Origin of the sequence: Paraburkholderia bengalensis, from assembly GCF_037126505.1 — a bacterium.
GTDB classification, from domain to species: Bacteria; Pseudomonadota; Gammaproteobacteria; order Burkholderiales; family Burkholderiaceae; genus Paraburkholderia; species Paraburkholderia bengalensis.
In genome coordinates this window covers 1-22,525 of sequence record NZ_JACFYJ010000088.1, presented here as the reverse complement: position 1 = coordinate 22,525, position 22,525 = coordinate 1, and the positions used below count along the sequence as shown (strand labels likewise).

Sequence of the window (22,525 nt, the reverse complement as noted above, 5' to 3'; positions counted from 1 at the left end):
ATCTCGACAGAAAGCGGCTGTTGCTAGAGCCGCTTTTTTTATGGGTGCATCGCCTGTGATGTGCACTCAGGGGAAGCGCGCTGCCGAGGGCGGCAACCGACGCCACGTCATCGCGATTAGCGCGCGCGCAATCAGCGACAGGTGGTAGTAGAAACGTGCGTCGAATCCGTATGCATACGCATACGGATGCCTAAGCGCGACACGCAGCGCGGCAAGCGGCGAAGCATTCTTCGCATGCAGCGATACGACGATGGGTGCGAGCCTGCGCATTGCCTGCCTGCGCGCCGGTTCGAGCGATGCGTCGAGTGTGAGCCTCGACACGAACTGGAATGCCGTCAATGAAGCGGCACAGGTCGAGCCGCGCGTGCTGCGCGATATCGATACGTCGCTCTTTCGGTAGTACGACACGTAGCGATGCAGGTAATAGACCTGCGACGCTGCTAGGCACAGCTCTGCGCCGAACACATAATCGCAGCATGTGCCGACGTCGTCGCGATAGCCGACTCGTTTGACGAGATCGGCGTTGGCGATCCAGCCATTGTTCGGGAACATCTGCACGAGACCCGTTCGCCCCGGTTGCTTCTGCAAGCCCTGCGCGAGTGACGTGCGATGGAAGGCAGCGTTCAGTTCGTCGCTGTTCGCCGCATCGACGTGGCCTTGCGCATCGACTTCGTATTGGTCGGCGAACACGACTTCGAGTTGCGGGTGATCCTGCCAGGGCTTGAGCAGGTTCGCGATGCCATCGTCGGTGAAGTAATCGTCATCGTGCATCAAGGCGATCTTGTCGCCGCTCGCGCGCGCAAAGAGACGCGCGACGTTGCGCGCCTGCCCGAGCGGCGGCTCGTTTCTCACGTAGCGGATGCGCGCGTGGTGCGCATAGCGCGATTCGATCAGTTGCTGCGTGCGTCTGTCGCTCGAATCGTCGCCAATCAGAATTTCGAGGTTCGTGTGCGTCTGCGCCAGGCACGAATCCAGACATTCCACGATCAATTCAGGCCGATTACATGTCGGGACGCAAATGGAAACCTTGCAGGATGCCGTCATTGTTTTCCGCTCGCTCCATGACTCGGACGCAGCGACGGATTACATGAAGCAAACCTTCGCCGCCGGAAGCAAGGTAAGTGAAGGAAACGGAAAAATAATCAGAAATAACTCTGCAAAAAATGCACTTGCACTGACCTGCAGTGCACGCGATTCACCCTGTGCCTCGAAACGGCGACGGCGGCGCTGCAAAAACTGCAGACCGCGGCATTTTTAACTGCATTCAAGCGCATGCGCGCAATCGCATCAACCGACAGAAGGCTCGCCTTCGCCAGGTTTTTTTCCGGGCCGGTCGGACGGCGCCTGCTTGCGGCCGTCGTCGTCACGCTCGGGCATCTTGCTCTTTTCGTTATCGCTATGGGTGGGGTGCTGCGGATGCTCGACATCGCTGCCCGGACTGGTCGTGGCTGTCGTTTGCTGTTTTTCGCTGGTCATGGAACGCTCCCTCAGTGACAAGGCCTGTCATCTACCAAGCAATTGCCGCTCCCGTCCCCGGGTTGATAGACTCGGCGGCGGGCACCACACATCAAAAACAGCCCGACCGTCAGCCCGGCTGCACGGTCGACCGCGGAGACAACCATGAGCAAGATCGCGTACCAGGATTTCGAGCGGCAAGTCATGCAACGCCACATGATCCGAGGACATGTGTACGAAAACGCTGCCGCGCTCGTCGAGCGTGCCAATGCGTGGATCGCCGAGCACGACGTCGATGTGATCAACGTCGAGAGCCTGTCGACCTTCGGCTCCGGCGACGATACGAGCGTGAGTCACTGGTATTCGGGCATTCGCGTCTGGTATCGGATTGAGTGATCGGGCGAATGACCGCGCTCGAACGAGCGCAATGGAGTGGCGCAATTGCACAGGCGCTTCGAAGCGAGCGGGCCTTGCGCTATTTGCCTGAGACGACCAGCTTCAATTTGGCAGCACCGGCGGGCATCGCCGTGATCTGCGTGCGCGCGTTGCGCGGGCCTAGATAGAAATGCTGGCGTGCGGGCGAATTCACGTCATGGGTAGCGTCGGGCAGACATGATGCAATGTCGGCCGCGACCGCCTGCAATGCCGTCGTGCTCGACCCCGCGCCGCCGCTGGGTGTCCACATGCACTCGTAGCTACCCTTGGATGCACTGCATTTCGCATCGCTTCCGTAGGGCTGCGCCATGCCTTGGCCGTCGTCCGGTGTCAGTTGCGAGAATCCGTTCGGCGCGGCGGCAACGATGCGCTTGAGTGCAGCACAGGGGCTGGGTGCGTCGTCGGCGCGCGCGGGTGTGGACATCGTCGTGGCTGCGGCGACTGCCGTCAGCACCGCGATCTCGAGCAGGAAGCGGGTTCGTCCGGTGCATTGGGTCGGATGCATCTGCGTCTCCTTGGCGTCGGGATGGAGGGCCGCGTGCACTTTGCTGCATTTGGCGGGCGGGCACGCCTTACGGTCCCGGTTCATCGCAGTTGCAATGAACGCGCCCGATCGCCAGGGGCGAACTGCAGCGCTAGGCGTTCACGCCGACGCCATGCTCTTGGGGCTCCAGCGAGCGTGTGCGCCGCAGTTCGGGGAAAAGCTTCATCCACAGCAGCGCGATCGCGATCGTCGCGCAGCCGCCGACGAGCACGGCCGGTTGCGCGCCCCACCATCCCGCCGTCAGTCCAGACTCGAACTCGCCCAGCTGATTCGACGTGCCGATGAACAGCGAATTGACGGCACTGACGCGGCCGAGCATGTCGTCGGGCGTGCGCAGTTGGACCAGCGACAGGCGCACGACCACGCTGATCACGTCGGACGCGCCGAGCGCAATCAGCGCGAACAGCGACACGATGAACTGATGCGACAGTCCGAACACGAGCGTGGCGATGCCGAATGCGATCACACCGCCGAACATGGCCGCGCCGGGCCGCTTGCGCAGCGGAAAGTGCGCGAGCCAGATCGTGCCCCCGAGCGCGCCGACGGCTGATGCGGAACGCAGCAGGCCAAGGCCGAGCGGACCGGCGTGCAGCACGTCGCGCGCGAAGATCGGCAGCAAGGCCGTCGCGCCGCCGAACAGCACGGCGAACAGATCGAGCGAGAGCGCGCCGAGTATCACGGGCTGACTGCGGATGAAACGCACGCCCGAGAACACCGAGTCGAGCGTGACGGGCGCGCGCGGCACGGGCTTCGAGCGCAACGGAATCGTGCTGACGGCGGCCGACGCGAGCGCGAACGACAGCGTGCAGGCGAGATACGCAGCGCCGGGACCGATGCCGTAAAGCAGGCCGCCGAGTGCCGGCCCGCCGATTTGCGCCGCCTGGTTGGCAGACGTGGCCCATGCCGTCGCCTGTGACAACTGCCCGCGAGGCACGACGCCCGGCAACAGCGACGCGACGGCGGGCGACTCGAACGCGCGCGCCGCACCGACGCAGGCCGCGAGCACATAGATCACGGGCGCGCTGATCCATCCAGTGAACGTGCCCCACGCGAACATCGCCGCCGCCGCGCATTCGAGGCCTTGGCAGATGGCCGCGATGCGGCGCCGGTCGTAGCGATCGGCGACCTGTCCGACGACGAGCGTCAGCATGAACATCGGCAGGAACTGCGCGATTCCGACGAGGCCAAGCGCGAATGCACTGTGCGTGAGCGCGTAAATGTGCCAGCCCATCGCGACGGCAAGCATCTGGAACGACAGCGACGACAGCACGCGCGTGCACCAGAAGCGCTGGAATGGCGTCTGGCGCGGCAGGCTGATTTCAGGTTCGCGCGCGGCGTCGCCGATCAGCGTGTCTAAGCTGTCGGCGGCGGGTGTATGAGTGGAGACGTCTTCGGAGCGGGAGTCGGCGGGCGGTGGCGGTGTTTTCATCGCGGGATGGATCGGCGTCCCATATAGCGGTTCACATGAACAGGCAGAAAAATGCAGCCGAACGGGGAGCAATTCAGGGCGGAAAATTGATAGCCGATGACCTCGCGTACGACGCTCGCGCGCGGTCAGGCACCGCATTTGCACGCGTCTTGACGGGAAAGCTCAGCGGAACCGCCCGTTCGGCCGGGTTTCATTCGGGTCGCCAGTGTAGAACATACCGACCGCGCCCGCCGATTTGTCCCCGCGCGCGTATCGCCCGGCGCATTACCCGGCGTTACCGCGGCCGCCAACCAAACCGTTGCGAACCATGGATGACCTGCTCGCTCGCGCGTTCCACCTGCAACCATCGCTGATCGCCACGCTTACAGATGAACTGATGCATGCGGCCGTCGCGATCCTGATCCTGGTGGTCGGCTGGTGGCTGTCCAACCGGCTCGGCGCGTTGCTGTCGAAGGCGCTCTCGCGTACGCACGCCGACCCGACGCTCGCGCCGATGATCAACGCAATCGGCACATGGACGGTGCGCGTGCTCGTGCTGTTCGCGGCGCTCAGCGAAGTGGGTGTCGCGACGGCGAGTGTGTTGGCTGTGCTCGGCGCGGCTGGCCTGGCCATCGGACTCGCGTTGCAAGGCACGCTGCAGAATATTGCCGCCGGCATTATGTTGCTGCTGCTGCGGCCGTTTCGTGCAGGCGACGTGATCGAAGGCACGGGCGCGACGGCTGGCATCGTGCGCGAAGTAGGGCTCTTCGCGACGCGCATCGAACGCAGCGACGGCAACGCCGTGTTTGTGCCGAACAGCCAGATCTGGAGCAACCCGGTGATCAACTACAGCAGCGGGGGCACGCAGCGCGTCGGGGTCGAAGTGGGACTCGCGCAGCGCAAGGATGTCGCGTGCGCGATCGAGGCGCTGAAGAAGATGGTCAACGGCGATCCGCGCGTGCCGGGCGGCACGACGCTCGCCCCCGTCGTGACGGCTGCCGATGACGCGCACGGCGGAGTGGCGATTCGGGTCGCCGTGTGGGTGAGCGGCGCGGACGCACGGCTTGCCGCTGACGACATGCGCGAGCGCGCACGGACAGCGCTTGCCGAAGCGGGCTGCAAGCCGGCGCCCGAGCCGCGTGCACGACCTCCGCAAACGGAACGCATGCGGCAGTCGGAGACGCCGTGCGCCTGATTGGGCTTCAAAAGTCGAGCGGCGGGTCGCGCGCATCCGGTCGAAGTCTCAGTTGCTGCACTCGACGTCACCCAGCCGCCAGCAATCGCTGTATGACGCTTCATGGCATTGAGCTTCAGGTCGCTGAGGTCGACGATGCGCTTTTGTGCATTCTTTTGGCCCATTCACAGGGTGCGTGCATTCGTGGTGCGCGGCTCACGACCGCAATTCGCTCGTTTGCCCGTTGCCGCCCCTTAACGTCCCATTTTCGGGCGCTCCTCTTTGCACGCGACCATGCGCTGTCGCAGTGCCCTGTCTGTAAAGTTGCCGTCGATGTAGGTGAAAACCCTGATATTGAGATAAAATGCGATCTCCAACGAAGAGATTGCCATGTCGCCCCGTTTCCAGATCTTTGAAAAGATTGCTTTTTCGCTTGTTGTGATGTCGGCCGTGCTGTGCTCGGCGTACATCGCGTGGGAAACTTCGCCGGAGTTCCAGGACGCCGTGCACGCGAGCGCCGCGGCTGTTCGCTGGAGCGGCGACTACTCGTTCATCTGCGCGTCGACGGCCACGAATGCCTGCGACCAGTTGCCCGTCGACTGACTCCTCCACGCCGATTCTCGTCGCATACTGTCCCGCCTGTCGGCGCAGGCCAGCGGACAGCGCCGCGTAATTTTCACTCCGTCCGTCGGTGTTTTTTTCAAAGCATCGGCCGGCCATTCCGCGTAACGCGCGTCACGCCTCGAACTTGCATTTGGAATGCTGCTTGCTTTCATCAGACGGCCGGACTCTGTCCGTTGTCATCAGCAGAGACCGTTCCTTTCGAAAACCGTCGTCGCCATCCCGCCGGTCGCTCCTGGCCGGCCTCCACGGTCTAGAACAATTCCTGATGCACAAGGAGCCGCGATGAAAGCCGCCACCCGCTACGAAATGCAGATTCTGCAAACGGACATGCGCATGCTGTTCGCGCTCGACGAGAACGCGATCGAGCTGGTTTGCGGCGGGCCCACGATCGACGGCATGGTCGGCAAGCCGTACGCCGTACTGCACACCGATTCGCTCGCGACGCTGTGCGGCTGGCGCGAAGTGATGCAAGAAGGCGGGCGGCCGCATCGCCTCGTGAACAACGTCTACGGCTACCGGCAGGAAGTCAACAACCCGGACTGGTAGCGCGTGCGTCGCGCGCCGACGTGGCGACCCGCCTGGCACGCGCTTCTTCGAACACCGCTAAAGCGGCACATGCTGACGATACTGCTCACAGCCGTCGTCACGCTCGTCGTCGTGCTCATCATCGCCAATCTGTCGACGGGCGAGAAGAAAATCGAGCACCAGATCGAGCGCCAATACGGCAGCGACGATCCCCAGTTCATCCGATCGATGGGCCTGCTGCTCGGGCCGCCCGTCACGTCCGGCAATCGCTTCGAAGTGCTCGTGAACGGCGACGAAATCTTTCCGTCGCTGCTCGAAGGCATTGCGAGCGCGCAGAAAACCATCACGTTCGAAACCTTCATCTACTGGTCTGGTGAAATCGGCGAACGCATCGCGCGGGCACTGTCGGACAAAGCGCGCGAAGGCGTCGCGGTGCATGTGCTGCTCGACTGGGTCGGCTCGCAGAAGATGGACCCGCGCTATCTGCAGATGCTCCGGGACGCGGGCGCCCAGGTGATCCAGTATCACAAGCCGCACTGGACAGGGCTCGGGCGCATGAACGACCGCACGCACCGCAAGCTGCTGGTGATCGACGGACGTATCGGGTTCACGGGCGGCGTCGGCATTGCGCAGGAGTGGACGGGACATGCACAGGACGACATGCACTGGCGCGACACGCACTTTCGTGTCACCGGTCCTGTCGTCGGGCACATGCAAGCGGTGTTCATGGACAACTGGATCAAGGCGACCGGCAAAGTATTGCATGGACCCGACTACTTCCCGGAACCGCGCGATGACGGCGACGGCCTTGCGCACATGTTCAGCAGTTCGCCTTCAGGGGGCAGCGACGACATGCAGCTGATGTACCTGATGGCGATCACCGCCGCGACGCGCTCGATCCATCTCGCAAGCGCGTATTTCGTCCCGGACCGGTTGACGATCAATGCAATCGTCGAAGCGGCGAAACGGGGCGTCACTGTGCAGATTCTCACGCCCGGCCGGCACATCGATACGCACACTGTGCGCGAAGCCTCGCGTGCATGCTGGGGGCCCTTGCTCGAAGCGGGCGTGCAGATGTTCGAATATCAACCGACGATGTTCCACGTCAAGCTGCTGGTCGTCGACGAGTATCTGGTCTCCGTCGGCTCGACGAATTTCGACTCGCGTTCGTTCAAGCTGAACGACGAAGCGAACCTCAACATCTATGACGCGGCATTCGCGCGCCGGCAGATACAGATCTTCGCCGACGATCTCGCGAAGGCGAAACGCGTGACGCAAGGCGACTGGATGAAGCGCCCGTGGACCGAAAAGCTCGTCGATCGCGTGGTCGCGCTGCTCGATCCTCAGCTTTGATCCATGCCAGCCTCGGCATGCGGCCTTCGCGATCGCGTGTTCGCCGCCGCCGCGCGCATGGGCGGCTCGCGACCGGGCGGGTCGCCTGCGGGCGGCTCGTGCGCGGGTGGTGCGCGGTCAGGCTCGCGTCCGGGGATCGGCGGCGAGTGCGGGTCCCGGTCGGGGTCATCATCGGGTGGCGGCGCCGGATCGGGATCGACCTCCGGCGGCATCGGCGTATGCAGGCGTCTACTGAGGGGACGCGACACGGGCGGCCGGGCGCAACACGGAACGAAAAGCGCCGGGTAGGGAGCAACAACACCAACAACGGCAAGTGCAGTCTGATTCATCTCTTCAGTCTCTCGATTGCAGTTCGACTGACGATGATTTCCGCAATGCATGTGCCATGCATCCGAGGCCGATGACATGAACCACACTGAAAGGACAAGAGCGATAGTTCAGCACGCGCGATAGTGCAGACATGCATGGCAACGCGTAACAACTCACGCTGCGGACGCGCCTTCTACATATTCGTATATGAACTGCACCAGCCACCGCCCGCAACCTGTTTGGTGCCGAACAGCGTGCAGCCGCCCCATGCATCTTTCGGGCTCCCCTGAAAAAGCGAGCAGTTATTGCACGTTTGGCCTGCCTTGTACGCGGGGAAATGGCCCTTGTCGACCTTCGCAGCGTCGGCCACGTAGCCGACCGCTTTCGCAGCGGGATCGGCCTCATTCAGCTTCTCGTCGGCGCGCGCGTCGCGGTTTGCGGCAAGTGTTGCATAGAGGGTGACCGCGCAGCCAAGGCTTGCGGTGATGAATTCACGCCGGGTTGTCGTCATGATGGATCTCTTGTGGGCGGGCAATGGCCGCGGACACGATCGACGGCACGCCGCGCCGGTGATTGATCGCGACGAACACGGCCATCAGCAGCAGGAAGGCGAGCACGAGCAGGCTTGCATTCGTCAGCACGCGTGCATAGCCCAGTTCGCCGACGTCGATGAACGGATACGGATAGAAGTCGGAGAAGGCGCCGCGAATCAGCGTCAGCGCGAGGTAGCCGAGGGGATAGACGAGCCACCACAGCAGATGACGCAGCTTCAGATGAAAGCGCGGCACGAACAGCAGCCAGTAGAGCGCGGCGAGCAACGGCACGATGGTGTGCAGGCTTTCGTTGAGCAGCATGCGCCAGCCAGATGGCGTCCATAGATGGCGCAACAGCAGGTTGTACGCAAAGCCCACGAACACGATATACACGGTCACGGCCGTCACGACGGTCGGTTGTTGGAAGAAACGCGCGAGCGGCGCGCGGATGCGAGGCGTGCAGAATGCGACGCAACTGAAGCAAAGCGCGCAACTGAAAATGGTCAGATTGGTCAGGTAGCTGGTCAGGCGTTCGATGCCTTCGAGCACGCCGTAGCCGCGCGTCAGCATTCTGTGCAGCGTGAGGTCGGTTTGCGCCGCCAACGCGAGCCACGCGATCAGCGCAATCAACGTGGCGAGCGCAACCGATGCGATGCTCGGCGCGTGCAGCGGCAATTCGGGCGCGGCACGTTCGCTTTCGATTTCGCTTTCGACAGTCGGCGTACGGTCGGATGCTGGCTTCTTCATGCGTCGATTCTATACGCGCGAAGCGGTGCGCGCAGAGCCTGAACCGCGCGCCCGGCCGACCATCGATCCGCCAAAAAAAGCGCCGGTCCGCGTTGGCCGCGGCCGGCTCTCTCAACGTCGTCAGGGACGCAGAAACTCAATCGGGCGTGTCAGTGACCGTGGCCGTCGTGATCATGATCGTCGTCGCGATCGTCCTCTCGGGTGCACACACCGTCGTGATCGTGGCCGCTCTTCGACACGCCCGGCAGGCGTTGCGCGACATAGTCGGGAAGATCGGCGTCGTCGATCGCGAACACGAAGAACTGGTTCGGATTGGCGATGCCCGCCGGATGACTCGTGTCCGTGATCGTGCCGAGAAAGTCATTGTCGTTCGCGACGAACAGCGTGTGCTTCTTCACGCCGCGCACGATTACGTCCGGGCCGAATGCGATGCCTTCGATTTTGGCGGGAATGTCGTTCGCGCTGTAACCGGCACCCGTCAGCGCATCGACGACATTGAGGAACAGCGTCTTTTGCACCGCGTACGGCTGCAGACCGCTTTGGCCGCTCGCATGGCTCACGTCCTGCGCGCCCGTCAGGTCGATGCGGAAAATCTGCTTGAACACAGCCGTCGAATCGTCGCCGAGCCCCTTGCCGTCACGTTCGTCCACGAGCAGTTCGTGATCGTTGACCGCGAGCACGTCGCTGATGGTCGGCCACTTAGGCTTGGACGGCGTGCCGATGTTCGTCAGCGGATACGCAAACTGCGCCGTGCGCCCCGTGCGGATGTCGATCTTCACGATGCGCGTGAACTGACCGTTGGTGCCGCCGTCCTGGATCAACGGGCTTTGCATCGCGCCGAACAGCGTCGTGCCGTCGGGCGAGATCGCGAGGCCTTCCATGCCCTTGTTTGCGACGCGGCCCGACGTGTTCATGCTGATCTCGTCGTTGCCGACGGGCGAAAGCGCCGACACGGCAAACGCGTCGGGCAGCGCGTACGTCGCGATGCGGCGGCCGCTCTTGCGGTCGAAGCGATACACGTACGGGCCGTATTCATCCGAGATGAATACGCTGGCGCCATCGTTCGCGACACGGATGCTTTCCGGGTCGAAGCGGGCGTCGAACGGATAGGTCGACAGATGCGTCGGATCGAGGTTGTCCGAGCGGCCCGTGAAATAGTTCGTGTGATTGTCGCGGTTCAGTTTCGGTGCGCCGTTCGGCACGCCAAACGCCGCGCCCGTGCCGTAGGCGAGACGCTCCGACGTGTGCAGGAGTGTCGTGTCGACGAGCTTGGGCGTCAGCGTGAACGGCAGCGCGGCACCCTTGGCCGCCTCTTCGAGATGCAGGCGCAGCGTCTGGAAGCGGTTGATGTACGACGCGGTGTCGTCGATCGCTGCGTTGTATGAGACTGCGTTCGGTCCGCGATCGGGTACGGCGAGGAACGTGTGGCAGCCGGCGTAGCCGATGCCGGAGCCGAGGCCGCCGAGCAGATTGCCGGGCACGCCGTTTTCGAGCTTGCCCGACGTTTCCTTCGATTTGTCGAGCAGATTGCCGTCGAGCTTGCCGATCGCGATCAGTTCGACTTTGGCATGGGCGGCGGGCGCGGCGGCGAGCGCCGCGAGGGAGGCGATGGCACCGATCACGGTGCGAGTGATGAGTCGTGAGCGCAGCACGGGGAGTGTTCCTTAAAAGGAGCAACGCAATGAGGGCGACGCCCGGCGCGAAAGGCAAAGCGGACAGCATGGCAGCGGCCGGACGCAAGGTTCCTTACTTTTTCTTGCCGGGGTCCGATGTTGCGTGACGCACATGTCGGAAATGTGACGGCCCGCGCATGCGCGGAGGGTGCCCGGTGCGCTCGCGCACACGCGCGTGATCGCTGCCGCTCGCTGAGTTCAGGCGCGATGACGGCGGGATTCGACTGCGCGTCGCGCGACCGCTTTCGCGCACGCGGCTGTGCACGCAACACCGTTGAACATCGCGTCATCTCCGAGCACGGCAAAGACACATGCCATCGCTCGACGTGCATTCGTCGGACCAGGTCTGCTTAAATGCCGAGGGTGGGCATGCTACGATGAACGCGACCCTGACCAGCAAACCTACCGACGCGACATGGCAACTCTTTACGCGAAGCTTGGCGTGCCTCAAGACGCCACCTCGGAAGACATCAAACGGGCGTACCGGAAGGCTGCAATGAAGTGGCATCCGGATCGCAATGTCGGACGGGAGGACGTCGCGCGCGCGACGTTCCAGGAGATCAAGGACGCATACGCAATTCTTTCCGACGAAGATCAGCGCAAGGTCTACGACGCTGTGTATTCGCAGGAAATGCGCCGCTGGGAAGCGCTGCAGAAGCGTCAACAGGAGGTCGAGGCGGCGATGGCGCGCAAGGCGCAAGCCGAGGCCGAAGCGAAATATGCGCAGATGGTCGGCGTCGCCATGCGTCATGCCGAAGAAGGCTATAACCGCGATGTACTGTTTGGCGTGCTGCTCGGACGCGATTGCGATGCGGATACGGCGCAGCGCATTGCCGACAGCGTGTGGGCGTTGCACGAGTCGCGGCGCGTGGCCGCTGACAATGAATTCGTCGATGCAGCCGCGACAAATGATGCCAGCGCTGCTGCAAAGGCCGAGTCCACATCGCCTGACTCGGCCGCAGCGGCCGATCCACGCGCAACCGCGCAGCCCCGATCGGCCGAAGCGAAACACGAACCGCGTGCCGCGGGTCTGTTCGATTCGCTGTGGCAGGGCTTTTTTGGTGTTCGCTCGTAGCGCGCCGCTTGCGCGCAATTTCCGCTATCCGTCCCGCGTTGCCGGCCATCGCGCGACGGAATCACGTACGGACATGGTTCGATGAAAGACGCTTTTGAACGACGCGCGTTGCTGCTGCATCTGGGCGACGCGCTGCATGCCATCGAGGCGGCACTCGCCGCCGATGTACAACGCCACACGTTGCGGGATCTGCTGAACGTGCACGGCAATCTCGCGGCGCAAGCATGGCTCGCGGCCGTGGCGCCCGATATGACGGCAGCGGAGTTCGCGAAGCGCGCGAGCGCATCGTTTGCCGGATGGCCCGCTTTGCTGCTCGCGGAGCATGTCGACTACACACGCCTCGCACTCGACGTGCGCGATCGTCTCTTCGCGGATGATCCCGCCGGATGGCGCGCCTATGCCGATGCAATCAGACGCGAGGTCGAGTGGTTCGGCGACGCTTTGCCCGCTGCGAACGAACGCGCGCAAGCGAGCGAGGAAGGTTCGGACGAAGCCGACTCCGCGACGCCCGAAGCCGCCGACATCGAGCGTGCCGATGAAAGCGTAGCGACACGGCGCGAGAGTGTCGAGAGCGGCGAGAGCGGTGATGACAAAGGCCGCCTGTATCCTTCGTGGCCGTGGAAACCCGGCGTCTGAAGCAGCGACGGGGCTTCGTCATAAATAGCATTGCCTCGCGACGGCCGGCTGCGTGACGGCGTTCGCGAGGCGATGAGAGAGCGAGCGTACCTACGATGTGCGATCACATACGCACATCAGTAACCCCAACGTTCGCGCTGACGCTCGCGCCATTCATGTTCGCGCCACGCTTGATGACGGCGCCATTCGTGTTCGCGCCATTCACGCTCTCGCCATTCGCGTCGAGCGCGCCAGTCGTCGTCATAGCCGACTGCAACGGGGGCGGGCATGGCGTAGACGGGTTGAGCCGGCACCACCACGCCCGGCACGCCGAGACCCACGGCGACGTCGACGTGTGCCGACGCTGCCGCCGAAGCCGCAAGCATCGTCACGCCGATAGCTGCACCAAGCATCATCTTCTTCATTTTTGCTCCCTGCGCATGGATGCGCGTGTCTGGTTACGGGTTCAGTCTAGGGGCGCGTTTTCGACACAGGTGCTACAGCGTTGCGAGAAAAGTAACGCCGGGTAACAGCACGCTCAGCACGCTCGCGTCACGGATGCGGATGAAGCGCTCACGCCGCGCAGAGCTTCGGCACGCGGTGGAAGTTTCGATCGAAGTAAATCAGGCTGTCGCCGTCGGTGCATACACGTATTTGCACGGCCTCGACGACCCTCCCCGAGTGCGAGCCCACTTCCTTCAACTCGACGATGGCAATAGCGTGATCTGCTGCTGCGTATCGCGTTCGCACTCGTCCCTACTTGTGCTCGATCTCTGACGCTATCTGCCGTCGAAGGCCGCGAGTGCTTCGACGATGCTCGTGCTGCTGTCCATTCGCACTGTTTGCCGTGTGCTGGCCAGTCGCACGTCGAAGCTTTGGCGTGCGTCGCGGCTCGCGGGTTGAGGCTCTGCGGCGAAACGTTCGAGATGAATGGCGTCGCCGGGCACGCGCGCTTCGCGGACAGCGACGACACGATCCATGAACGGCACCGGCCCGCCCGTGTAGACGTGCGTGTCTTGCGGCACATCGGAAAGATAGGCGTCGAGTGCGGCATCGAGTGCCGCGGGCTCGATGCCGATATGCAACGTGACGTGCGCTTCGACGGAGCGCGCGATAGCAGCGGAAGAAACGCCGCGTGTTCGGCGCTGTGCGCGAAGTGGCGCAGTTCTAACGGCGCGCCCAGCGCGACGAGCCCGTGCGCCATCGAAAGCAGCGGCGTGATGCCGATGCCCGCGCCGATCAATACATGCTTGCGCGCGCCTTCTGCCAGACGAAACAGATTGCGCGGCGCGCCGACGGACAGCTCAGTGCCGATCTGCACGTTGTCGTGCAGCGAACGCGAGCCGCCGCGCGATGACGCCTCCCGCTTCACGGCGAACGGATGCGAGTCGCAGCGAGCGGGTCGCAGCAAAGCGAGTATTGGCGCGTGACACCCGAAGGGCACGCGACGTCGATCTGCGCGCCGGGCTCGTACGGGTCGAAGGGCTGGCCGTCGAGCCGCGAAATGACGAATGAACGAACGCCGTGCGCTTCACCGCGCACGGCATCGACGCGAACCTTGAACGAATGGGCTTGCATGGTGCGATCCAGACTGTTGGGCGGGCAGTTGAATGGAGTCGCAACCAGCTTGATTTTCGCAAGCAGATCGGGCAAATCGACTAAAAATGACCTGCTTTATCAGGCAAATGGATTATGGAACGCTGTGCGTCAGCGGTTCACGTCGACCACGAGGCGTCCGCGTACCTTGCCGGCAAGCACGTCGGATGCGGCCGCGATCGCTTCGCCGAGGCCGATTTCCTTCACCATCGACGCGAGCCGCGTCGTATCCAGATCCTGCGCGATGCGCTGCCATGCGTCGAGGCGTCGGGCGCGGGGCGCCATCACACTGTCGATGCCCGCGAGCGTCACGGCGCGCAGGATAAAAGGCGCGACAGTGGCGGGGAAATCCATGCCTTGCGCAAGGCCGCACGCCGCGACGATGCCGCCATACGCGGTGCCCGCGCATGCATTGGCGAGCGTGTGGCTGCCGACGGCGTCGATTGCTGCGACCCAGCGCTCTTTTGCGAGCGGCTTGCCGGGCCCGGACAATTCAGCGCGATCGATGATCTCTTCGGCGCCGAGTTCGTGCAGATAGGCCGATTCGCTCGGGCGGCCCGTCGAGGCGATCACGCGATAGCCGCGTTTGGCCAGCAGCATGATCGCCACGCTGCCGACGCCGCCCGCCGCGCCCGTCACGAGCACCTTGCCTTGACCGGGTGTCACGCCGTGCCGTTCGAGCGCGAGCACGCACAGCATTGCGGTGTAGCCCGCCGTGCCGACGGCCATCGCGTCGCGCGACGTGAGCGGCGCTGGCATGCGCACGAGCCAGTCGCCGCTCACGCGCGCGCGTTGCGCGAGCCCGCCCCAGTGCTTTTCACCGACGCCGTAGCCGTTCAGGATCACGCGGTCACCGGGTTTCCAGGCGGGATGCCCTTCCGACTCGACGACGCCCGCGAAGTCGATGCCAGGCACCATCGGGAAGCTGCGCACGACGGGCGAACTGCCCGTGATCGCGAGTGCGTCCTTGTAGTTGAGCGTCGACCATTCGATGCGCACGGTCACGTCTCCCGCGGGCAGATTCGCTTCGTCGATGGTCGCGAGCGTTGCGCGGCTGCCGTTGTCCTGCTTCTCGATCAAGATCCCTTTCATGATTTGGTCCGTTCAGTGCGCCGGCTGGCGAGGTGCCTATAAGTCTAAGCGAACGCGCGCCGCGCGGCGCCCGCCCGGGTATTCAACAACGTGCGGGATCATTGCGCGGGGCAGGGGTGCAGCGCGATGCGATCCATCGCGCTGGCGGGAGGGCGCATGCAATGCGTGCCGTCGTCTTTCGTCACATGAATAACGGAGCAGCGCGCGTGTCAGCGTGTCAGCGCGTGTAATAGCCGCGCTGCTGCATGCACTTCGCGTAGGCGGCCCAGTAGCGAACCATCGGCGGCTCGGGCGGAGGCGGTGGCGGCATGGCGGCCAGCGATGCGCTGCCGCCCGATGCCGCGAGGGCATCCGAGGCCGGCATCGCGCCGGACGCTGCGGTGGCGCCCGATGCCGCGGTCGCCCCCGATGCCGCGGCGAGCGTGGTCGGCGCCGATGTGCCGCTTGCAGGTGTCGCGGCGCTTGCGGCGAGGGGCGCCGATGCGCTCACGGAAGACGCGGCTACTGCGCCCGATGCGCCCGAGGCAGCCATCGCGGCAGGCAGCGGCGGGTTCAGCGGCGCGGGCGCGACGATAGGCCGGGGTGCGACCTCGCTTGCCTTGCCGGGCGGCGTCGGACGCTGCGACTCGCGCGCCATGTTGACGTGCGTGGTCTTGTTCGCATCCGCATAGCAGGCGGCCGTATCGATGGCCCATTGCCCCGGGCTCTGGCTGCGTCCCGGATAGGTCAAGGGTTGCTGCGCGAAAGATGCGCCGCTTACGGCAAACAGCGCAATTGCAGCATGAGCGAAGCGTCTCATAAGCGTGCGGACTCCCTGGCGAGGTCTTGGTCTTGTCGACGCGAATGCGCGCCGCGAGTTATGCATGAAGGCATGATGCATCCGGCGTCTCATGCGGCCAGTCAGGCCATCGCAGGCCGAAGAATTGCTTCTCCAGCATATCGCGTCGCCGCGGCGGAGCACGCCAGAAGCACGCCATTCGTCGCCAATTTCCGTGTTGCAATGCAATTTCCGTGCTGCGATAGGCTAAGCGGCCTCCCTTCAATGCAGCAGTCCGAACACGGCCACGCCGTTGGTCGCGCCGACGTAGACCTTGCCGCGCGAGATCATCGGCGTGATGAACTTGTTGCCCGCGCCCCACTGGTCGCGTGCTCCCGCCTGATTGCTGTTGTACAGCTCCCGTCCGAGATTGGTGGCGTCATAGGCGTGCAATGCACCCGTGGTGCCGTTTTCGGCGGCCCATAGAATCGCGTTCGATGTTCCGTTCGCCGAGATCGCGGGGACGGCGCCGGGATACGGGTACGTCGTCGGGCTTCGCGACGCGGCCGTGGTGGCGAGCAGCGCATTCGCGATGGGCAGCGCCTTGATGTTGTCGTTCCATCCGCCGTAATAGACGGTACCGTTGAAGTACGCAGGCGAGCCCCAGATGCCGCCTGCAAGCGTGCCCGTGAGCTGCTGCCAGATATTGTTCGACGAGGGATTGAACTTGCCCATCGAGTCGCGATCGACGACATAGATCTTGTTGTCCTTGCCCGCCGCGACGGCGAGATGCTTGACGGTGCCGTCGGCAGCTTTCTGGTCGGGCAGCAGCATCGCACCGCCCGAGCCGAAGTCGTTGTCGGCGTTGGCGAGCGCCACGACGTCGAGCGGCGCGAAGTAGTCGGTGACCTGCAGCGAACTCGCGGACAGCTTCATGAACGAGTTGCCGAAGTCGTGATCGACAGGAAAGCCGTTCGCATCGAGCGTGGTGCCGAACGTGCCGTTGCCGTCGACCACGTAGACCGATGTGCCGTCCGACGCCATGCCTGAGCCCGCCATCCATATCGAGCCCATATGGCCATTTGGCGCGACGTTGAGGACGCCCGTCTGCCGCAGGGTGTCCGCGCTGTAGCTCATGATCCAGCCCGTGTAGGGGCCTGCCATGCAGTGCGCTGTCCATCCCATGAAGATGTTGCCGTTCACGAGCGTGAGCGCAGCGCGCTCGGTATGCAGCGACGGATCGAACGTCAGCACGCCATTGACGCTGTTGCCGCCCGTGCCGGCAAACGTCGCCGCGATCTCCGTGGGCCCGCCGAACTGTTCGGCACCGCTCGTGAGATCGAGCGCATGCAGGCGGTGATGAATGCCGCCGCCTGCGTCCTTGGTCATCGCCACGGCATACAGCACGCCATGGGAACCGCGATTGCGATCGATGACGGGCGTCGACGTGATGCCGATTTCGGGCGTGATGTCGGTGCAGCCGCGATTGTCGCTAGGCGTTTCATTCGCGCCGTTCAGCGAGACTTGCCACAACGCTGCGTTGCTGTCCGCGTCGTACGCATAGACGCTGTTGTGCTCGGTGACGACATAGATCACGTTGTGAGTCGTGCCGTTGATCGGCAGACTCGTGACCGACAGCGGTTGTCCGTCCACCTTGCCGTCGGCAGCGAGAAACGCGACTTTGCCGAAAGTCGCCGAGTTCACATTCGACGGCGTGAGCGTCGTTTCCGCGAGCATCTGCCCTGTGCGGGCGAGGTCGTTGTGATGCATCAGCACGTCGGTCGCGAAGGCGGTGCCGGGTGTCGACGGATTGCTGCCCGAACCCGGCGCGCCGCTACCTGAGCCCGAGCCTGAACCGGAACCGGAGCTGCCGTTGGCGCCCGAACTGCTTGCGCTGTTGTCCGAAGAGCCATTGCCGCACGCGGTGCAAAACAGCGCGAGCGTCAGCGCGACAGTAGCCTTGCCGACATGCGCAAGCGCGCGAGGTCCGCGGCTGCCGAAACGGAGCCGGGATGCTGGCGATGATCGATACATGCTCGTCTCTCCCTATGCCCCGATCTGTGTCATCGCAGGGCTGCATGTCGCGCTTCGGCTCTTCTATGCGGCGCTTGCCTGCTCATTTGCCTGTTCATTCATGTTAAGAACCCGAAGGCAAGGTGGCAGGACATCGATTCGTCACCATCCGCCAGGCGATTGCCTTTTCACGAATTTGTCGAAAGCCCGTGATCCGTCGTACGGGATGCCGAGGCGTCAGTGTTGGCGATAGATCTGTCCATCGTCGCTGGCAGCGGCCGGCTCGGGACGGTCGGGCGGCGAATAGGCCTGGATGGTGTACGACGGTGTGGTGCGAGGCGCGGGCTTGAGCGGCGCTTTCGGTGTCGTGCTGTGTGCCGCGACGGTGCGCATGCCCGGCTTTTTCGGCGTCGTCTTGCCGGGCGTGTGGCTGGCCGTTTTGAGGGGCGCATGTGCATTTTGCGCACGTGCCTGCTGGCAGGTTGCATGCGTTGAGCACGTGGTATTCGCTTGCTTGGCCACGGTGCGATGCTCCTGATGTGCAACTGTCGTCACGCGCGTGGGCGCATGCGAGCGCGACGGCGTCGTGTTGGCAACCTGATGCGCGCGCGGTGCGGGCTGAGGCAGCGGCGGCGCCACGGGACGCGCCGCGAGCTGTTTGGCGGGGGGCTTGCCGGATTTCGCGGGCACGGCAGGTGCATTCTGTGTCGGCAACGTGGGCGCGCTGCTCGCGAGCGTGCTGCTGTGCGCGTCGGCCTGCTGCGTGGCTGCGGCTCCTGCCACGGCAGCAGCATCGACCACGTCGCGGCTGCGCAGCGTTTCGATCTGGTTGAGCAGCGTTCTCGCAAGTTCCTGCGTGCGTTCAGTGATCGTCGGGCGATCATGACGCGGCATGGCTCTCAATTCGCTTTCATTCACGATGCGGCGCAAGCTGCTTTGCATCTCGTCACGTTGTGTCAGTGTGACGTAAGTGCCGAACGCAATTGCAAAGCCCAGCAGTACGACAGCTGCGCCGACACTCAGACTCCAGTCGGGCGCGCCCACCGGTGCGGGCGCAGAGCGATTGCGCGGCTTCGACGTAATGCGCCTCAAGAGCGGTGCATCGACTGACCAGTTGGCGCGCTCATCGTCCGTTGATGCGTGTTCGCTGACCTGCGGCACTGAGCCATCGACAGGAAAGAGCAGATCGAGTGGCCGCGCCAGAGGGTCTTGCTGCACTACACCGTTTGTCTCCTGCGGCGCGTCGCATTGCTCAGGCGACGGCGCGGGTCGCTTGCGTATCGTGTCCATGAAGGACTCCCATGCCGGCACGGATGACGGCATCGCACATTCTTCTTCGTTGGCAACCATCGTGTGCAGGACCTGGGCCCGGTCACGACGCAATGCATCGCGCATGTCGCAATGGTCTTGAGCAATATGTGTCAGCTTGCGCAACAGGTCAATAAAACTCAGTGATTCATTTCGAAAAATGTTGTTTATCAGTAATAGAACCAGGGGAAAAAGACATGCCATGACGTATACGCGTCCGAAAACCATTTGCCTAATTCACCGATATCGGTTGATTCAGTGCATTCAAAAATCTGGCTGAAAGGAGTTTGGATGCGATAACGCGCCGTCAAAAAGGATCAAATAAATAGGAGATTAATGATCTGGCGTTTTACGCCAACGTTAATACCCCATTAAAACGTTGATAAGTTGTAGGTAAATTTAACCGGTATTAAAGTCATACCGATTGTTGCTCCGCTTGCGCGCTGGCGCACACGCATGAATCGCACCTGATATTTTATCATACGTTACAAAGAGTTACTCCGTTTCAGCAGACCTGCGAGTTACCGTTCGGTAACATGCCGGCTTGCAAAAAGCGGAAATCCTGCACGATCGATTCGTACGACAACGTCATTGCTCTTTGAGTAAGGCTTCCTCGCTGAATAGGCGTGTCGATATCATTCGAGTGCGGTAATCGTCTGATAAATTCCGACGTCCGCTTCTGTGTTACATCTGGTTGCAATCGAGCGCGTACGGCTTCACTCCCATGAATCTATCGCAGCGCTTGCCGTAATTGCGCTGCATCACCGTTCCTCCATCTGGGCGCGCATCCGCCGTTGAGGCGGTAAAAGCGACTTGCGTGCAACAGAGCTAGCTTTGAAACCTCTCACTTGCAATCGGGCATTTTTACTCGCTATTTTCGGACGGAGCCCGATTGCTCATTCGTATTTCCATGAAACTCAATTCACTTCTAGTTTCGTCGTCGATTGCGGTCCTGCTCGCGGGTTGCGGCGGCGGTGGCGGCAGTGGCGGTGGCACCAACGCTTCGGGCACCAGCCCATCGGGCAGCAACATCGCCCAGCAAGCGGGCGCGGGGTCGGCGGCGAATGCGACGGCCAACGGGAACACCACGGGCAGCATCAGTTGCGCGTCGCCGTCGACTGCGGGCGCATCGGCAGGCGGTCCACAAATTTCCGCGGATACGCCGAGTACCGACGCCACGCGCATGTTCCCCTCGGGTTCGAACTTCCCGCTTGTCTTCACGACGAATGCGAGCAGCGCGGATACGCTGAACTGGTCGGTCAGCGACACGACGGGCCGCGTCGCGGCAAGCGGCAGCTTCGGGGTGCCGCGCGGTGCTTCCGCGACGACCCTGACGTGCAACTCGACGCTCGCGGGCTACTTCGCCGTGTCGGCGAGCCTGAAGTCGGGCGGCGGCGCCTTGCCTCAGGCAGGCACGCGGCCGACGGGCATCTCCACGTTCGGCGTGATTCCGAATCTGAGCGGTATCGTGCCCGCCGTGACCTACACGAAGCAGGAGCAGCATCGTTTCGGCATGCAAGGCGAGAACGATCGAGCGGCCGTGCTCGCCGGCCTCGGCATCACGCAGACCATCGACAGCCGCCAGATGGCGACGATGGAACCGAACGGCCCGAATACCTTCGATCCGTCGGCGAACAATCTCGACTCGTTCTACACGTCGGGCAATGTGATGCGCCTGATTCGGCTCGACGGCCTGCCGGGCTGGGCGACACAGTCAGGCAATTTCGAGGACTTCGCTGCGCTGCCTAAAGATCCGTCGTATCTGCAGAACTACATGAGCCGTGTCGGCACCGAATCGAATGCGATCCGGCAGAAGTATTTCCCTAAGCAGTCGGCGAACTTTTATCAGGTGACGTGGGAGCCGAATTCGCTGTGGAAGGACTCTGACGCCAACTTCGTGTCGCTATACCAGACGGTGTATCAGGGCATTCACTCGACCGACCCGGGCGCAGTGGTGATGGGCCCGACGGATGCATTCCCGAACCTCACGAACCAGCGCCTGCAGCGCATCGCTTCGCTGGGCTTCGGCAAGTACATCGATGGCGTTGCAACGCACGGCTACTACGACGCGGGCACGTCGCCTTCGCATCCGCCCGAGCGTCTTGCCACTAACCCCGATCCCGCCACCGCGGCTAATGCGCTCAACAACGAGATTCGTACGCTGCGCACGACGATGTTGAATCAATATCGTTCGGGCATGAGGCTGTATCAGACGGAAGTCGGTATCAGCTATGACCTGGGGTCGTCGTACGGCCCGAATTATCCGACGGCTAACGTGTTGTTCGCGCAAGGTGCGGTGGTCGCGCGAACGCACATCATCCTGTTGGGCGAGGGCGCGGATGTTTCGTACGTGTTCTATGGCGCGGACTATCCGGATGAGGTCGGCTATGGCACGTTCTTCGACTTGTCGAACCCGCAAGGCTCGTTCGGCGCGACCAACATCAGTCCGAAGCCGGCCGCGATGGCAGTGAGCGCGATGTCTCGCGTCCTCGATGGCACGAACACACTTGGCCCCGTGAAGAGCATGCCGTCGGGTGCATATGCGTACTCGTTCCAGCAACTCAATAGTGGGTCGGTGATCACGGCGCTGTGGGCGCACAACAATGATGTATGGAGCGCGAGCGCAGGCTTTAGCTCGACGTATAGCGTGACCTATAGCCTGCAGGTCGATGCCCCGGGCACGAGCGGCACGGTCAAAGTACTGGACATGATGGGCAACCCGACGACGCTCAGCTACTCGAACGGCACGTTGAAGTTGAATCTGACGGAGGCGCCGATCTATGTCGTGTCGAACAATGCGACGGTCGCAAAGAGCAATGTGAATCCGCCGCCGGGTTACGTTGGTTCCTGATTGACGTGCTGCAATGCGGGTAGTGCTTTAGGTTGACCGCAAAGAGGGAGTTGTCTGGAAAGGGGCGGAAGGTTTTTCCTTGCGCCCCTTTTTGTTTCTTGTGCTTCTACGACGCGGAGTACTTCGGTGCAAACGATGTCTCGCACAACAGCGCTTACTTGCTGCAGTCTCTCCGAATACGACGCTAAGTCTTTGATAGAGCGAACGAGTACATTGGTTGCCTCAGTGGCGACGACCACTTGAAAAAGTTCTGCCGCAATCTTTTTGAAGAGCCGCGAAATAAGTGCTTGACAGCCCCTGTGGGCTCTCGCATAATTCGGCCTCTCCAAACGACGGAGGCGCAAGAAAGCAGCAGAAAACAGCGGCTTTTTAGCGAATGTTCTTTAACAATCAACAGCCGATAAGTGTGGGTGCTCGATGGCGGCGCGCGGTGGTTTT

At 62.9% G+C, this 22,525-nt stretch carries 20 protein-coding genes and 2 pseudogenes; 8 read left to right on the top strand and 14 right to left on the bottom strand.

What is annotated here, in order from left to right:
- Positions 1 to 66: 66 nt before the first annotated feature.
- Together H3V53_RS33935 and H3V53_RS33930 are read right to left on the bottom strand one after the other, a co-directional pair.
- Positions 67 to 1,044: a glycosyltransferase family 2 protein gene (locus H3V53_RS33935; RefSeq protein ID WP_336601557.1), complete on the bottom strand. Its 978-nt coding sequence runs from the start codon at positions 1,042 to 1,044 to the stop codon at positions 67 to 69.
- A gap of 243 nt (positions 1,045 to 1,287) precedes the next feature.
- A complete protein-coding gene (locus H3V53_RS33930) occupies positions 1,288 to 1,476 on the bottom strand; it encodes a hypothetical protein (protein ID WP_054926238.1) in 189 nt (62 codons plus the stop codon).
- A gap of 144 nt (positions 1,477 to 1,620) precedes the next feature.
- On the opposite strand from H3V53_RS33930, the gene H3V53_RS33925 reads away from it, so the two are divergent.
- Positions 1,621 to 1,851, top strand: coding sequence for a hypothetical protein (locus H3V53_RS33925; protein ID WP_336601556.1), 231 nt, complete (start codon positions 1,621 to 1,623; stop codon positions 1,849 to 1,851).
- A gap of 79 nt (positions 1,852 to 1,930) precedes the next feature.
- Here H3V53_RS33925 and H3V53_RS33920 read toward each other — a convergent pair whose 3' ends face one another.
- Both H3V53_RS33920 and H3V53_RS33915 read right to left on the bottom strand, forming a co-directional pair.
- Positions 1,931 to 2,395 (bottom strand): hypothetical protein, encoded by a 465-nt coding sequence (locus H3V53_RS33920; protein ID WP_419539607.1) that lies wholly within the window; start codon positions 2,393 to 2,395, stop codon positions 1,931 to 1,933.
- 130 nt (positions 2,396 to 2,525) lie between these two features.
- The gene (locus tag H3V53_RS33915) at positions 2,526 to 3,863 is read right to left on the bottom strand and encodes an MFS transporter (RefSeq protein WP_336601555.1); all 1,338 of its coding nucleotides are present in this window, start codon (positions 3,861 to 3,863) and stop codon (positions 2,526 to 2,528) included.
- Between the two features lie 307 nt (positions 3,864 to 4,170).
- Here H3V53_RS33915 and H3V53_RS33910 point away from each other — a divergent pair, with 307 nt between their 5' ends.
- From H3V53_RS33910 to cls, 4 genes are all read left to right on the top strand, one after another.
- A complete protein-coding gene (locus H3V53_RS33910) occupies positions 4,171 to 5,037 on the top strand; it encodes a mechanosensitive ion channel family protein (protein WP_336601554.1) in 867 nt (288 codons plus the stop codon).
- 369 nt (positions 5,038 to 5,406) lie between these two features.
- Positions 5,407 to 5,619 carry a hypothetical protein gene (locus tag H3V53_RS33905; RefSeq protein WP_054926235.1) on the top strand — a complete coding sequence of 71 codons (213 nt, stop codon included), beginning with the start codon at positions 5,407 to 5,409 and terminating at the stop codon, positions 5,617 to 5,619.
- 303 nt (positions 5,620 to 5,922) lie between these two features.
- Positions 5,923 to 6,186, top strand: coding sequence for a hypothetical protein (locus H3V53_RS33900; RefSeq protein WP_336601553.1), 264 nt, complete (start codon positions 5,923 to 5,925; stop codon positions 6,184 to 6,186).
- Positions 6,187 to 6,255: 69 nt separating this feature from the next.
- Positions 6,256 to 7,518, top strand: coding sequence for a cardiolipin synthase (gene cls, locus H3V53_RS33895; protein ID WP_336601552.1), 1,263 nt, complete (start codon positions 6,256 to 6,258; stop codon positions 7,516 to 7,518).
- 502 nt (positions 7,519 to 8,020) lie between these two features.
- Here the strand turns inward: cls and H3V53_RS33890 are convergent.
- The 3 genes from H3V53_RS33890 to H3V53_RS33880 all read right to left on the bottom strand — a co-directional run bounded on the left by H3V53_RS33890 (position 8,021) and on the right by H3V53_RS33880 (position 10,759).
- On the bottom strand, positions 8,021 to 8,338 hold the full coding sequence (locus H3V53_RS33890; protein ID WP_336601551.1) for a high-potential iron-sulfur protein: 318 nt from the start codon (positions 8,336 to 8,338) through the stop codon (positions 8,021 to 8,023).
- On the bottom strand, positions 8,319 to 9,107 hold the full coding sequence (locus H3V53_RS33885) for a Pr6Pr family membrane protein (protein ID WP_336601550.1): 789 nt from the start codon (positions 9,105 to 9,107) through the stop codon (positions 8,319 to 8,321). Before H3V53_RS33885 ends, H3V53_RS33890 begins: the two co-directional genes overlap by 20 nt.
- A gap of 149 nt (positions 9,108 to 9,256) precedes the next feature.
- On the bottom strand, positions 9,257 to 10,759 hold the full coding sequence (locus H3V53_RS33880) for an esterase-like activity of phytase family protein (RefSeq protein ID WP_336601549.1): 1,503 nt from the start codon (positions 10,757 to 10,759) through the stop codon (positions 9,257 to 9,259).
- A 436-nt stretch (positions 10,760 to 11,195) separates the two neighbouring features.
- Here H3V53_RS33880 and H3V53_RS33875 point away from each other — a divergent pair, with 436 nt between their 5' ends.
- Positions 11,196 to 11,855, top strand: a complete 660-nt coding sequence (locus H3V53_RS33875; protein WP_336601548.1) for a J domain-containing protein — start codon at positions 11,196 to 11,198, stop codon at positions 11,853 to 11,855.
- Between the two features lie 81 nt (positions 11,856 to 11,936).
- Positions 11,937 to 12,491 (top strand): hypothetical protein, encoded by a 555-nt coding sequence (locus tag H3V53_RS33870; protein ID WP_336601547.1) that lies wholly within the window; start codon positions 11,937 to 11,939, stop codon positions 12,489 to 12,491.
- A 116-nt stretch (positions 12,492 to 12,607) separates the two neighbouring features.
- Here the strand turns inward: H3V53_RS33870 and H3V53_RS33865 are convergent, their stop codons facing one another.
- From H3V53_RS33865 to H3V53_RS33835, 7 genes and pseudogenes are all read right to left on the bottom strand, one after another.
- Entirely contained in the window at positions 12,608 to 12,895 is a 288-nt protein-coding gene (locus H3V53_RS33865) for a hypothetical protein (RefSeq protein WP_336601546.1), read from the bottom strand.
- Positions 12,896 to 13,043: 148 nt separating this feature from the next.
- A pseudogene (locus H3V53_RS33860) lies at positions 13,044 to 13,181 on the bottom strand (4-hydroxyphenylacetate 3-monooxygenase reductase subunit); the annotation flags it as partial.
- 83 nt (positions 13,182 to 13,264) lie between these two features.
- Positions 13,265 to 14,048 (bottom strand): annotated as a pseudogene (locus H3V53_RS33855) (ferredoxin reductase); the annotation flags it as partial.
- Between the two features lie 129 nt (positions 14,049 to 14,177).
- Complete coding sequence (gene acuI / locus H3V53_RS33850) at positions 14,178 to 15,161, bottom strand: acrylyl-CoA reductase (NADPH) (RefSeq protein WP_336601561.1); 984 nt, start codon at positions 15,159 to 15,161, stop codon at positions 14,178 to 14,180.
- A gap of 214 nt (positions 15,162 to 15,375) precedes the next feature.
- A complete protein-coding gene (locus H3V53_RS33845) occupies positions 15,376 to 15,957 on the bottom strand; it encodes a hypothetical protein (protein ID WP_054926225.1) in 582 nt (193 codons plus the stop codon).
- A gap of 240 nt (positions 15,958 to 16,197) precedes the next feature.
- Positions 16,198 to 17,949: a PQQ-binding-like beta-propeller repeat protein gene (locus H3V53_RS33840; RefSeq protein WP_336601545.1), complete on the bottom strand. Its 1,752-nt coding sequence runs from the start codon at positions 17,947 to 17,949 to the stop codon at positions 16,198 to 16,200.
- A gap of 216 nt (positions 17,950 to 18,165) precedes the next feature.
- Positions 18,166 to 19,218, bottom strand: a complete 1,053-nt coding sequence (locus H3V53_RS33835) for a hypothetical protein (RefSeq protein WP_336601544.1) — start codon at positions 19,216 to 19,218, stop codon at positions 18,166 to 18,168.
- A gap of 928 nt (positions 19,219 to 20,146) precedes the next feature.
- Here H3V53_RS33835 and H3V53_RS33830 point away from each other — a divergent pair.
- Complete coding sequence (locus H3V53_RS33830) at positions 20,147 to 22,087, top strand: hypothetical protein (RefSeq protein WP_336601543.1); 1,941 nt, start codon at positions 20,147 to 20,149, stop codon at positions 22,085 to 22,087.
- Positions 22,088 to 22,525: the final 438 nt, after the last annotated feature.

Coding starts and splice junctions, on each gene's coding strand:
- H3V53_RS33935 (WP_336601557.1), bottom strand. CDS start 1,044: ATGACGGCATCCTGCAAGGTTTCCATTTGCGTCCCGACATGTAATCGG.
- H3V53_RS33930 (WP_054926238.1), bottom strand. CDS start 1,476: ATGACCAGCGAAAAACAGCAAACGACAGCCACGACCAGTCCGGGCAGC.
- H3V53_RS33925 (WP_336601556.1), top strand. CDS start 1,621: ATGAGCAAGATCGCGTACCAGGATTTCGAGCGGCAAGTCATGCAACGC.
- H3V53_RS33920 (WP_419539607.1), bottom strand. CDS start 2,395: ATGCATCCGACCCAATGCACCGGACGAACCCGCTTCCTGCTCGAGATC.
- H3V53_RS33915 (WP_336601555.1), bottom strand. CDS start 3,863: ATGAAAACACCGCCACCGCCCGCCGACTCCCGCTCCGAAGACGTCTCC.
- H3V53_RS33910 (WP_336601554.1), top strand. CDS start 4,171: ATGGATGACCTGCTCGCTCGCGCGTTCCACCTGCAACCATCGCTGATC.
- H3V53_RS33905 (WP_054926235.1), top strand. CDS start 5,407: ATGTCGCCCCGTTTCCAGATCTTTGAAAAGATTGCTTTTTCGCTTGTT.
- H3V53_RS33900 (WP_336601553.1), top strand. CDS start 5,923: ATGAAAGCCGCCACCCGCTACGAAATGCAGATTCTGCAAACGGACATG.
- cls (WP_336601552.1), top strand. CDS start 6,256: ATGCTGACGATACTGCTCACAGCCGTCGTCACGCTCGTCGTCGTGCTC.
- H3V53_RS33890 (WP_336601551.1), bottom strand. CDS start 8,338: ATGACGACAACCCGGCGTGAATTCATCACCGCAAGCCTTGGCTGCGCG.
- H3V53_RS33885 (WP_336601550.1), bottom strand. CDS start 9,107: ATGAAGAAGCCAGCATCCGACCGTACGCCGACTGTCGAAAGCGAAATC.
- H3V53_RS33875 (WP_336601548.1), top strand. CDS start 11,196: ATGGCAACTCTTTACGCGAAGCTTGGCGTGCCTCAAGACGCCACCTCG.
- H3V53_RS33870 (WP_336601547.1), top strand. CDS start 11,937: ATGAAAGACGCTTTTGAACGACGCGCGTTGCTGCTGCATCTGGGCGAC.
- H3V53_RS33865 (WP_336601546.1), bottom strand. CDS start 12,895: ATGAAGAAGATGATGCTTGGTGCAGCTATCGGCGTGACGATGCTTGCG.
- H3V53_RS33845 (WP_054926225.1), bottom strand. CDS start 15,957: ATGAGACGCTTCGCTCATGCTGCAATTGCGCTGTTTGCCGTAAGCGGC.
- H3V53_RS33840 (WP_336601545.1), bottom strand. CDS start 17,949: ATGTATCGATCATCGCCAGCATCCCGGCTCCGTTTCGGCAGCCGCGGA.
- H3V53_RS33835 (WP_336601544.1), bottom strand. CDS start 19,218: ATGGACACGATACGCAAGCGACCCGCGCCGTCGCCTGAGCAATGCGAC.
- H3V53_RS33830 (WP_336601543.1), top strand. CDS start 20,147: ATGAAACTCAATTCACTTCTAGTTTCGTCGTCGATTGCGGTCCTGCTC.